The organism is Hydrogenophaga sp. (assembly GCF_035481345.1).
In the GTDB taxonomy this organism is placed as follows: domain Bacteria; phylum Pseudomonadota; class Gammaproteobacteria; order Burkholderiales; family Burkholderiaceae_C; genus Hydrogenophaga.
In genome coordinates this window covers 1-11,694 of record NZ_DATIGV010000161.1, presented here as the reverse complement: position 1 = coordinate 11,694, position 11,694 = coordinate 1, and the positions used below count along the sequence as shown (strand labels likewise).

The window sequence follows — 11,694 nt, the reverse complement described above, 5'->3', positions numbered from 1 at the left end:
CAGCCGCAGGCGCCGGCACTGCGCCAAAAAACGCTTGGCGAGCGGGCTGGGCGGGTCGGGTGACGGACGGCGAGTTTACCCGGGTGAACCCTAGGCAGTCAATTTGTCTTATGTCTTATATAAGATATGATTCAACACCCCATGTTGGCGCCGCAACGCCCTCCCATGGCCACCACGACCCCACCCCACGACCCCAGCCCCGACGCCAGCGCCGACGCCGTCGCGCCTGCGTTCAGCCCGCTGTATCAGCAGATCAAGGGGCTGATCCTGCGCAGCCTGCAGGCCGGCGAATGGAAGCCCGGCGACCTGATCCCGAGCGAATTCGAACTCGCCGCGCGCTTCAAGGTGAGCCAGGGCACGGTGCGCAAGGCCATCGACGAACTCGCCACGGACAACCTGCTGGTGCGCCGCCAGGGCAAGGGCACGTTCGTGGCCACGCACGCCGAGCAGCACATCCAGTTCCGCTTCCTGCGCCTGCTGCCCGACCAGGGCACGCTGGACGACCAAGGCCCGGCCGAGCGCCGCATCATCGACTGCCGCCGCCTGCGCGCGCCCGCCGAAGTGGCGCGCCCGCTGGGCCTGCGCAGCGGCGACCCGGTGCTGCTGGTGCGCCGCGTGCTGGCCTTCGGCGGCACGCCCGCCATCCTGGAAGAGATCTGGCTGCCCGGCGGCCCGTTCAAGGGACTCACGCTCGACGCCCTGGCCAGCGACACCGGCCCCATGTACGCGCTGTTTGAATCGCAGTTCGGCGTGCGCATGGTGCGCGCCGTTGAAAAACTCAAGGCGGTGGCGGCCGACGCCGACACCGCCGAACGCCTGCACATCGCCGAAGGCCACCCGCTGCTCAGCGTGGAGCGCCTTGCCTACACCTACAACGACACACCCATGGAACTGCGGCGCGGCCTGTACCGCACCGATACCCGGCACTACCGCAATGAACTGAGCTGACCCGACGCGCACCACCATGGCGCAGTCGGGCATACCGAGCCCGGTTTAGTCCATCGCTTGGTGCATTGCAATAGAATTTGCCCGCCCCGGTGACCACAGTTACCAACGGGTTACACCCCTCTCCCCGCCCGAGTGCCTTCCCCACGAAAGCCCTTCCCATGCCCGAGTTGACCCGCAAGCGGCCCGAGTTCCGCAACATCAACGCGTTCACGGACCTGACCACCTACCGGCTGCCTGCGGCCGGCTGGGTGTCGATCCTGCACCGCGTCAGCGGCCTGTTGATGTTCCTGCTGCTGCCACTGATCGTGTGGCTGTTCGACACCTCCGTGTCTTCCGAAATTTCCTACGAGCGCTTCGCCAGCGCCTTCGCCGGCGGCATCGGCTTCGTGCCGGCCTGGTTCCTCAAGCTCGTGGTGCTGGCCCTCATCTGGGCCTACCTGCACCACCTCATCGCGGGCGTGCGCCACCTCTGGATGGACGTGAGCCACGACGCCGTGAGCAAGCAGTTCGGCAAGACCTCCGCCGTGGTCACCCTGGTGCTGAGCATCGGCCTGACCGTGGTGCTGGGCGCCAAGCTGTTCGGCCTGTACTGATCGCTGCGAGGTTCACCACATGTCCGTCAACTACGGTTCCAAGCGCGTCGTCACCGGCGCCCACTACGGCGCGCGCGACTGGCTCGCGCAGCGCATCACCGCCGCCCTCATGGCGCTGTTCACCCTCGTGCTGCTGGTGAAGGTGCTGCTCGTGAGCGGCCCGCTCGGCTACGACGGCTGGGCCGGCATCTTTGCCGCCCAATGGATGAAGGCCCTGACCTTCGCCGTCTTCGTCGCCCTGGCCTACCACGTGTGGGTCGGCGTTCGCGACATCTGGATGGACTACGTCAAGCCCGCCGGCCTGCGCCTGGTGCTGCACGTGTTCACCCTGGTCTGGCTCCTGGCATGCCTGGGCTGGGCCGTTCAAGTTCTCTGGAGACTCTGAGGCCATGACCGCCACCGCTTCCCTTCTCAAGCGTCAGTTCGACGTCGTCATCGTCGGCGCCGGCGGCTCCGGCATGCGCGCCTCGCTGCAGCTCGCGCGCGCCGGCCTCAAGGTCGCCGTGCTGTCCAAGGTCTTCCCCACCCGCTCGCACACCGTGGCCGCGCAAGGCGGCATCGGCGCCTCGCTGGGCAACATGAGCGAAGACAACTGGCACTACCACTTCTACGACACGATCAAGGGCTCCGACTGGCTCGGTGACCAGGACGCGATCGAGTTCATGTGCCGTGAAGCGCCCAAGGTGGTGTACGAGCTCGAACACATGGGCATGCCGTTCGACCGCAACCCCGACGGCACCATCTACCAGCGCCCTTTCGGCGGCCACACCGCCAACTACGGCGAGAAGGCCGTGCCGCGCGCCTGCGCCGCGGCCGACCGCACCGGCCACGCCATGCTGCACACGCTGTACCAGCAGAACGTCGCCGCGCGCACCACCTTCTTCGTCGAGTGGATGGCGCTCGACTTGGTGCGCGACGCCGAGGGCGACGTGGTCGGCGTGACCGCGCTCGAGATGGAGACCGGTGACGTCTACCTGCTCGAAGCCAAGACCACGCTGCTGGCCACCGGCGGCGCGGGCCGCATCTTCGCGGCCTCCACCAACGCCTTCATCAACACCGGTGACGGCTTGGGCATGGCGGCGCGCGCCGGCATTCCGCTGCAGGACATGGAGTTCTGGCAGTTCCACCCCACCGGCGTGGCCGGCGCGGGCGTGCTGCTCACCGAAGGCTGCCGCGGCGAAGGCGCCTTCCTCGTCAATTCCGAGGGCGAGCGCTTCATGGAGCGCTACGCGCCCACGCTGAAAGACCTGGCGCCGCGCGACTTCGTCTCGCGCTGCATGGACCAGGAAATCAAGGAAGGCCGTGGCTGTGGTCCCAACAAGGACTACGTGATGCTGAACTTCAGCTACCTCAGCGCGGACACCATCCACAAGCGCCTGCCCTCGGTGTACGAGATCGGCGTGAACTTCGCCAACGTCGACATCACGCGCGAGCCCATCCCGGTCGTGCCCACCATCCACTACCAGATGGGTGGCATTCCCACCAACGTCAATGGCCAGGTCGTCACGCCCGACGGCAACGGCGGCCAGAAAGTGGTCAACGGCCTGTACGCGGTGGGCGAATGCTCCTGCGTGAGCGTGCACGGCGCCAACCGCCTGGGCACCAATTCGCTGCTCGACCTGCTGGTGTTCGGCCGCGCGGCCGGCAACCACATCGTCCAATACAACGACAAGAACAAGAGCTTCAAGCCCGTGCCCAAGGACGGTGCCGACCTCACCCTGTCGCGCCTGGCCCGCCTGGACGCCACCACCAGCGGCGAATACGCCCAGGACGTGGCCAACGACATGCGCGCCGCCATGCAGCAGCACGCGGGCGTGTTCCGCACCCAGGCCGGCATGGACGAAGGCGTGCAGAAGATCAACGCCATGCGCGAGCGTGTGGGCAAGATCGAACTGAAGGACAAGTCCAAGGTCTTCAACACCGCGCGCATCGAGGCGCTCGAGGTGGAGAACCTCATCGAGTGCGCCCAGGCCACCATGACCTCGGCCGCCGCCCGCCGCGAGTGCCGCGGCGCACACACCGTGTACGACTACGAGCGCCCCGCCGACGACGCGCAGTTCCCGCTGGGCCGCAACGACGCCGAGTGGATGAAGCACACCCTGTGGCACAGCGCCGACAACTCGCTGAGCTACAAGCCGGTGAACCTCAAGCCGCTGACCGTCGAATCCGTGCCGCCCAAGGTCCGCACGTTCTGAGCACGCCCCCCGGAGAGCCCCACATGCTTCGCACATTCAAGATCTACCGCTACGACCCCGAGAAGGACGCCAAGCCCTACATGCAGACCATCCAGGTCGAGCTGGACGGCCACGAGCGCATGCTGCTCGACGCGCTGATGAAGCTCAAGGCCGTGGACCCGTCCATCTCGTTCCGCCGTTCCTGCCGCGAAGGCGTCTGCGGTTCGGACGCAATGAACATCAACGGCAAGAACGGCCTGGCCTGCCTGACCAACATGAACACGCTCAAGGGCGACATCGTGTTGAAGCCCCTGCCCGGCCTGCCGGTGGTGCGCGACCTGATCGTCGACATGACGCTGTTCTTCAAGCAGTACCACAGCATCAAGCCCTACCTCGTCAACGACAGCATCCCACCCGAGAAAGAGCGCCTGCAGTCGCCCGAGGAGCGTGAAGAGCTCAACGGCCTGTACGAGTGCATCCTCTGCGCGAGCTGCTCCACGAGCTGCCCGAGCTTCTGGTGGAACCCGGACAAGTTCGTCGGCCCCGCCGGCCTGCTGCAGGCCTACCGCTTCATCGCCGACAGCCGCGACCAGGCCACCAGCGAGCGCCTCGACAACCTCGAGGACCCGTACCGCCTGTTCCGCTGCCACACGATCATGAACTGCGTCGATGTCTGCCCCAAGGGTCTGAACCCCACCAAGGCCATCGGCAAGATCAAGGAAATGATGGTGCTGCGCGCCGTCTGAGCGCCCCCAACGTTTCACCCGCCCATGCACGCCACCGCCTCCGTTGACGACCTGCTCGACGAGCGCAGCTTGAGCAAGCTGCGCTGGCGGTGCCGCCGTGGACTGCTCGAGAACGATCTGTTCATCGAGCGTTTCTTCGCCCGTCACGCCAGCCGGCTGACGGTGCGGCAGGCCGATGCCTTGGGCCAGTTGATGGAGCTGTCGGACAACGACCTGCTCGATCTGCTGCTCGGCCGCAAGCCCCCCGAGGGCGCTCTCGACCGCGACGACGTGACGCAAGTGCTTGCCTTGCTGCGCGCCGCCCGCTTCACTCCATCACCCGAGGAATCCGCATGAAACCCGTCGACAACAAAGCCACCCTGACGTTCTCCAACGGCAGCCCCAGCGTCGAACTGCCCGTGTACGGCGGCAGCATCGGCCCGGATGTCATCGACATCCGCAAGCTGTACGCGCAGACGGGCATGTTCACGTATGACCCGGGCTTCCTGTCCACCGCCTCGTGCCAGTCGGCGATCACCTACATCGACGGCGACAAGGGCGAATTGCTGTACCGCGGCTACCCCATCGAGCAACTCGCCACGCACTGCGACTACCTCGACGTCTGCTACCTGCTGCTCAACGGCGAACTGCCGGACGACAAGCAGCGCACCGACTTCCACAAGCTCGTGACCAACCACACCATGGTCAACGAGCAGATGCAGTTCTTCCTGCGCGGCTTCCGCCGCGACGCGCACCCCATGGCTGTGCTCACGGGCCTGGTGGGCGGTCTCTCGGCCTTCTATCACGACAGCACGGACATCAACAACCCGCAGCACCGCGAGATCGCCGCCATCCGCCTGATCGCCAAGATGCCCACGCTGGTGTCCATGGCCTACAAGTACGGCATCGGCCAGCCCTACATGTACCCGCGCAACGAGCTGTCCTACGCCGGCAACTTCCTGCGCATGATGTTCGGCGTGCCCTGCGAGGACTACCAGGTCAACCCGGTGCTCGAGCGAGCGCTCGACCGCATCTTCATCCTGCACGCCGACCACGAGCAGAACGCCTCCACCTCCACCGTGCGCCTGTGCGGTTCCTCCGGCACCAACCCGTTCGCCGCCATCGCGGCCGGCGTGGCCTGCCTGTGGGGCCCCGCCCACGGCGGCGCCAACGAAGCCTGCCTGAACATGCTGGAAGACATCCAGCGCAACGGCGGCGTGGCCAAGGTCGGTGAGTTCATGGAGAAGGTCAAGGACAAGAACTCCGGCGTCAAGCTGATGGGCTTTGGCCACCGCGTGTACAAGAACTACGACCCGCGCGCCAAGCTCATGCAGGAAACCTGCAACGAGGTGCTGGAAGAACTGGGCCTGGGCAACGACCCGCTGTTCAAGCTGGCCAAGGAGCTCGAGAAGATCGCTCTGGAAGACGACTACTTCGTGCAGCGCAAGCTCTACCCGAACGTCGACTTCTACTCGGGCATCGTGCAGCGCGCGATCGGCATCCCGGTCAACCTGTTCACCGGCATCTTCGCGCTGGCCCGCACCGTGGGCTGGATCGCGCAGCTCAACGAGATGATCAGCGACCCCGAGTACAAGATCGGCCGCCCGCGCCAGCTCTTCACCGGTTCGCCGCGCCGCGACGTGCCCGGCACCAAGAAGTGAAGCGGCGTCACCGCACGCCCACCTGACCCTGCGCCCGCCGCGGCATCTGCCGCGGCGGGCGTTCTTTTTCGCTCCGCCGCCTAAAATGTTTGCCCGGCCCGCACAGGCCCTGTGAGACAAGCCATGGGACGCACGCTCTACGACAAGATCTGGGACGAACACGTCGTCCACACCGAAGAAGACGGCACCGCCGTCCTCTACATCGACCGCCACCTCGTGCATGAGGTGACGAGCCCGCAGGCCTACGAAGGCCTGCGCCAGGCTGGCCGCAAGGTCTGGCGCGTGAGCTCGGTGGTTGCCACGGCCGACCACAACACGCCCACCACCGGCTGGGAGCGCGGCTACGCCGGCATCGCCGACCCGATCAGCAAGGAACAGATCACCACGCTGGACTCGAACATCGCCGAGTTCGGCGCCGCGGCTTTCTTCCCCTTCCTGTCGCAGCGACAGGGCATCGTCCACGTGATCGGGCCGGAGAGCGGCGCCACGCTGCCGGGCATGACGGTGGTTTGCGGCGACTCGCACACCAGCACGCATGGCGCCTTCGGCGCGCTCGCGCATGGCATCGGCACCAGCGAGGTCGAACACGTGCTGGCCACGCAGACGCTGCTGGCGAAGAAGGCGAAGAACATGCTCATCAAGGTGGACGGCGTGCTGGCCAAGGGCGTCACCGCCAAGGACATCGTGCTGGCCATCATCGGCCGCATCGGCACCGCCGGCGGCACGGGCTACACCATCGAATTCGCTGGCAGCGCCATCCGCGCGCTGTCCATGGAAGGCCGCATGACGGTGTGCAACATGGCGATCGAGGCCGGCGCGCGCGCCGGCCTGGTGGCCGTGGACGACAAGACCATCGAGTACGTGAAGGGCCGTCCGCTCTCGCCCAACGGCGTGGAATGGGAGCAGGCCGTCGCCTACTGGCGCACCCTGCACTCCGACGCCGACGCCAGCTTCGACACCGTGGTCGAACTCGACGCCGCGGCGATCGTGCCTCAGGTCACCTGGGGCACCTCGCCCGAGATGGTGCTGGGCATCGACGCCCGCGTACCCGATCCCGACAAGGAAAAGGACGCCAGCAAGCGCGGCGCCATCGAACGCGCGCTGCAGTACATGGGCCTGGAGCCCGGCAAACCCCTGAACGACATCTTCGTCGACAAGGTCTTCATCGGCTCCTGCACCAACAGCCGCATCGAGGACATGCGCGAGGCCGCGGCCATGGTGAAGAAGCTGGGCCAGAAGGTGGCCAAGAATGTGCGCCTGGCGATGGTGGTGCCGGGCTCGGGCCTGGTGAAGGCCCAGGCCGAACGCGAAGGCCTGCACGAGATCTTCAAGGCCGCCGGCTTCGAATGGCGCGAGCCCGGCTGCAGCATGTGCCTGGCCATGAACGCCGACCGCCTGGAGCCGGGTGAGCGCTGCGCCTCCACCAGCAACCGCAACTTCGAAGGCCGCCAGGGCGCCGGCGGCCGCACGCACCTGGTGTCGCCCGCCATGGCGGCGGCGGCGGCGGTGCACGGCCACTTCGTGGACGTGCGCACCCTGGCCTGACCCTTCAACCCAAGGAGACTCGCATGAAAACCTCCGTCTGGACGATCACGGCGCTGACGTTGTCGCTCTCACTGGCGGCGTGCAACACCTGGCAGGGCGTCAAGGAAGATGCCAAGGACGTCGGCCACGCTGCCGGCCGCGGCATCGAGAAGGCGGGCCAGGCCACGGGCCGCGGCATCGAAAAGGCCGGCGAGAAGATCCAGGAAATCTCCAAGTAACCGATCCATCGACATGCAGAAGTTCACTCTCCACAAAGGGCTGGTCGCCCCGATGGACCGCGAGAACGTCGACACCGACGCGATCATCCCCAAGCAGTTCCTCAAGTCGATCCGCAAGACGGGCTTCGGCCCCAACCTGTTCGACGAGTGGCGCTACCTCGACAAGGGCGAGCCCGGCCAGGACCCTGCCTCGCGCAAGCCCAACCCCGACTTCGTGCTCAACCAGCCGCGCTACGCGGGTGCCTCGGTGCTGCTGGCGCGCAAGAACTTCGGCTGCGGCTCCAGCCGCGAGCACGCGCCCTGGGCCATCGACCAGTACGGCTTCCGCTCGGTGATCGCGCCCAGCTTCGCCGACATCTTCTTCAACAACTGCTTCAAGAACGGCCTGCTGCCCATCGTATTGCCCGAAGCCACGGTGGCGCGTCTGTTCGACGAAGTGGCGGCCTTCCCCGGCTACGAGCTCACCATCGACCTGGAGCGCCAGGTGATCGTGGAGCCGAACGGCCAGGAAATCCCCTTCGACGTGCAGCCCTTCCGCAAGTACTGCCTGCTCAATGGCCTGGACGACATCGGCTTGACGCTGCGCCACAAGGACAAGATCGCCCAGTACGAAGCGCAACGCCTGGCCACCAAGCCCTGGCTCGCCCACACCCTCAACGGCTGACCTCCCCAGTTCATGAAAATCGCAGTTCTCCCCGGTGACGGCATCGGCACCGAAATCGTCGCTGAGGCGGTGAAGGTTCTTCAGGCACTCGACCTCCGGTTCGAGATGGAAACCGCCCTGGTGGGCGGCGCGGCCTACGAGGCCCATGGGCACCCGCTGCCCGAGTCCACGCTCAAGCTGGCCCAGCAGGCCGACGCCGTGCTGTTCGGTGCCGTGGGCGACTGGAAGTACGACAAGCTCGACCGCCCGCTTCGGCCCGAGCAGGCCATCCTGGGCCTGCGCAAGCACCTCGGCCTGTTCGCCAACTTCCGTCCGGCCATCTGCTACCCTGAACTGGTGGGCGCCTCCACGCTCAAGCCCGAGGTGATCTCGGGGCTCGACATCCTCATCATCCGCGAGCTCACGGGCGACATCTACTTCGGCCAGCCCCGGGGCCGGCGCACCGCCGTCGATGGCCACTTCCCCGGCGCCGACGAAGCCTTCGACACCATGCGCTACAGCAAGCCCGAGGTCGAGCGCATCGCCCACGTGGCCTTCCAGGCCGCGCGCAAGCGCAACAAGAAGGTCACCAGCGTCGACAAGGCCAACGTGCTCGAGACCTTCCAGTTCTGGAAGGACGTGGTGACCGAGGTGCACGCCCAGTACCCCGACGTGGAGCTGGAGCATATGTACGTGGACAACGCCGCCATGCAACTGGTGCGCGCGCCGAAGAAGTTCGACGTGGTCGTCACCGGCAACATGTTCGGCGACATCCTGTCCGACGAGGCGTCCATGCTCACCGGCTCCATCGGCATGCTGCCTTCGGCCAGCCTGAACGCGAAGAACCAGGGCCTGTACGAGCCCAGCCACGGCAGCGCGCCCGACATCGCGGGCAAGGGCGTGGCCAACCCGCTCGCCACCATTCTCAGCGCGGCCATGATGCTGCGCTTCAGCCTGAACCAGCCCGAGGCGGCCGAGCGCATCGAAGCCGCCGTGAAGGCGGTGCTGGCCCAGGGGCTGCGCACGCCCGACATCCACAGCGAAGGCACCACCAGGGTCGGCACCGCCGAGATGGGTGCGGCCGTTGTGAAGGCGCTGCGCTGACCAAGGCCAGGGCCTTGCGCGCCCCGGCGATCCACTACAATCCGCTCCATGTTTGCCGCCCGCCCGTTCGCCTTGAACATCGCATCCGCCGCCACGGCGGGTGTGGCCGTGCGCGCAATCTCCACCAAAACCACGACCATTAAGGGCTGACTCAGCCTGGTTCGTCGTGCGCCCTCCCCGGCCAGACGAGCCGGGCAAGTCGGTCCGGTCTGGACCCGATGACTTCAACGAAAGGGCGTTTCTCAATGAGCAAGTTGGTTGGACTGGTTGGCTGGCGCGGCATGGTCGGGTCGGTCTTGATGGATCGCATGGCCGAAGAGAAAGACTTCGACCTCATCGAGCCGCTGTTCTTCTCCACCTCCAACGCGGGCGGCCAGGCCCCCGCGATGGCGAAGAACGAAACCAAGCTGCAGGACGCGAACGACATCGAGGCGCTCAAGCGCTGCGACGTCATCATCACCTGCCAGGGCGGCGACTACACGAACGACGTGTACCCCAAGCTGCGAGCCGCCGGCTGGAAGGGCCACTGGATCGACGCCGCCTCCAGCCTGCGCATGAAGGACGACGCGGTCATCATCCTCGACCCCGTGAACCTGCCCGTCATCCAGAACGCGCTGGCCAAGGGCGGGCGCGACTGGATCGGCGGCAACTGCACCGTGAGCTGCATGCTCATGGGCGTGGGCGCCCTGTACAAGGCCGGGCTGGTGGAGTGGATGAGCACCCAGACCTACCAGGCCGCCAGCGGCGGCGGCGCGCAGCACATGCGTGAACTGCTCACGCAGTACGGCACGCTCAACGCCGAGGTGAAATCCCTGCTCGACGACCCGAAGAGCGCCATCCTCGAGATCGACCGCAAGGTCATCGCCAAACAGCGCGCGCTGTCGGGCGCCGAGGTCGCCAACTTCGGCGTGCCCCTGGGCGGCTCGCTCATCCCCTGGATCGACAAGGACCTGGGCAATGGCATGTCCAAGGAAGAGTGGAAGGGCATGGCCGAGACCAACAAGATCCTTGGCCAGGGCGAAGGCTTCGGCAATGCCGCCGTACCGGTGGACGGCTTCTGCGTGCGCGTGGGCGCCATGCGCTGCCACTCGCAGGCCCTCACCTTCAAGCTGAAGAAGGACGTGCCGCTGGCCGACATCGAGGCCATGATCGCCGCCGACAATCAGTGGGTGAAGGTGGTGCCCAACACCAAGGAAGACACGCTGCGCGACCTCACGCCTGTGTCGGTGACCGGCACCATGACCATTCCCGTGGGCCGCCTGCGCAAGATGGCCATGGGCCCCGAGTACCTGGGCGCCTTCACCATCGGCGACCAGTTGCTCTGGGGGGCCGCGGAGCCGCTGCGCCGCATGCTCCGGATTCTGTTGCAGGCCTGACCAGCCCCCGACCGGGCAACGGCCGCCCGGTCTCGTTGCGGGTGTGCAACGAGACCGGGTGGTCTCGGCGGGACGAACGGTAGGCTCTCAAACTCAAGCGGATTCTCAGCTTGTAACCGTAATCCGTTGATGCTATGGTCATTTCTCGGTTTTTCCCATCGAGGTTCCAGTGCCATCCCACACCCGACACACCCCTTCGCCGTCGACCTCGTCCGTGTCGGAACACACAAATCGGCGGGGGCTGAGCGGCCTGCATGCCATCGCGGCCGCCGCACTGGTGTCCACCCTGGCTCTCAACCCGCACGATGCGCTGGCCCTGGCCCTCGGACGGGTCACCGTGCAGTCGGCCTTGGGCGAGCCCCTGCGGGCCGAAATCGACGTTCCCGACATCAACGCCGCCGAGGCCTCCAGCCTGCGCGTGACGCTCGCCCCCGGTGACACCTACCGCGCCGCGGGCGTGGACGTGAACGCCGCCCTCAACGGGCTCGAGATCACGCTGCAGCGCCGTGCCGATGGCCGTTCCTACCTGCGCCTGCGCGGTCCGAACGCCGTCAACGAGCCCTTCGTTGATCTGATCGTCGAAGCCAACTGGGCCACCGGCCGCCTGGTGCGCGACTACACCCTGCTGTTCGATCCGCCCAACCTGCGGGCGTCCACGCCGCAGCCGGCGCCCGTCGCGCCGCGCGCCACCGCCCCCACACCCGCGC

13 protein-coding genes are annotated in these 11,694 nt (G+C 66.7%); all 13 read left to right on the top strand.

Features of this window, described 5'->3' with window-relative positions; translation table 11 throughout:
• The first annotated feature begins 165 nt into the window (after positions 1–165).
• Entirely contained in the window at positions 166–948 is a 783-nt protein-coding gene (locus VLG41_RS16375; protein WP_325350458.1) for a GntR family transcriptional regulator, read from the top strand.
• A 158-nt stretch (positions 949–1,106) separates the two neighbouring features.
• Positions 1,107–1,541: a succinate dehydrogenase, cytochrome b556 subunit gene (gene sdhC / locus VLG41_RS16370; RefSeq protein WP_325350457.1), complete on the top strand. Its 435-nt coding sequence runs from the start codon at positions 1,107–1,109 to the stop codon at positions 1,539–1,541.
• A 19-nt stretch (positions 1,542–1,560) separates the two neighbouring features.
• Entirely contained in the window at positions 1,561–1,926 is a 366-nt protein-coding gene (sdhD, locus tag VLG41_RS16365) for a succinate dehydrogenase, hydrophobic membrane anchor protein (protein ID WP_325350456.1), read from the top strand.
• A gap of 4 nt (positions 1,927–1,930) precedes the next feature.
• A complete protein-coding gene (sdhA, locus tag VLG41_RS16360; RefSeq protein WP_325350455.1) occupies positions 1,931–3,736 on the top strand; it encodes a succinate dehydrogenase flavoprotein subunit in 1,806 nt (601 codons plus the stop codon).
• A 23-nt stretch (positions 3,737–3,759) separates the two neighbouring features.
• Positions 3,760–4,461, top strand: coding sequence for a succinate dehydrogenase iron-sulfur subunit (locus tag VLG41_RS16355; RefSeq protein WP_009518810.1), 702 nt, complete (start codon positions 3,760–3,762; stop codon positions 4,459–4,461).
• 24 nt (positions 4,462–4,485) lie between these two features.
• The gene (locus VLG41_RS16350; protein ID WP_325350454.1) at positions 4,486–4,797 is read left to right on the top strand and encodes a succinate dehydrogenase assembly factor 2; all 312 of its coding nucleotides are present in this window, start codon (positions 4,486–4,488) and stop codon (positions 4,795–4,797) included.
• On the top strand, positions 4,794–6,101 hold the full coding sequence (locus tag VLG41_RS16345; RefSeq protein ID WP_325350453.1) for a citrate synthase: 1,308 nt from the start codon (positions 4,794–4,796) through the stop codon (positions 6,099–6,101). Before VLG41_RS16350 ends, VLG41_RS16345 begins: the two co-directional genes overlap by 4 nt.
• A 123-nt stretch (positions 6,102–6,224) precedes the next feature.
• A complete protein-coding gene (leuC, locus tag VLG41_RS16340; RefSeq protein ID WP_325350452.1) occupies positions 6,225–7,646 on the top strand; it encodes a 3-isopropylmalate dehydratase large subunit in 1,422 nt (473 codons plus the stop codon).
• 23 nt (positions 7,647–7,669) lie between these two features.
• Positions 7,670–7,864: an entericidin EcnAB gene (locus tag VLG41_RS16335; RefSeq protein ID WP_325350451.1), complete on the top strand. Its 195-nt coding sequence runs from the start codon at positions 7,670–7,672 to the stop codon at positions 7,862–7,864.
• 13 nt (positions 7,865–7,877) lie between these two features.
• Positions 7,878–8,528 carry a 3-isopropylmalate dehydratase small subunit gene (leuD, locus tag VLG41_RS16330; RefSeq protein ID WP_291021600.1) on the top strand — a complete coding sequence of 217 codons (651 nt, stop codon included), beginning with the start codon at positions 7,878–7,880 and terminating at the stop codon, positions 8,526–8,528.
• 12 nt (positions 8,529–8,540) lie between these two features.
• Entirely contained in the window at positions 8,541–9,611 is a 1,071-nt protein-coding gene (gene leuB, locus VLG41_RS16325) for a 3-isopropylmalate dehydrogenase (RefSeq protein ID WP_325350450.1), read from the top strand.
• A gap of 245 nt (positions 9,612–9,856) precedes the next feature.
• The gene (gene asd / locus VLG41_RS16320) at positions 9,857–10,987 is read left to right on the top strand and encodes an aspartate-semialdehyde dehydrogenase (protein WP_325350449.1); all 1,131 of its coding nucleotides are present in this window, start codon (positions 9,857–9,859) and stop codon (positions 10,985–10,987) included.
• Between the two features lie 277 nt (positions 10,988–11,264).
• On the top strand, positions 11,265–11,694 hold a 430-nt coding region (locus VLG41_RS16315), incomplete at its 3' end, for a type IV pilus assembly protein FimV (RefSeq protein WP_414652507.1).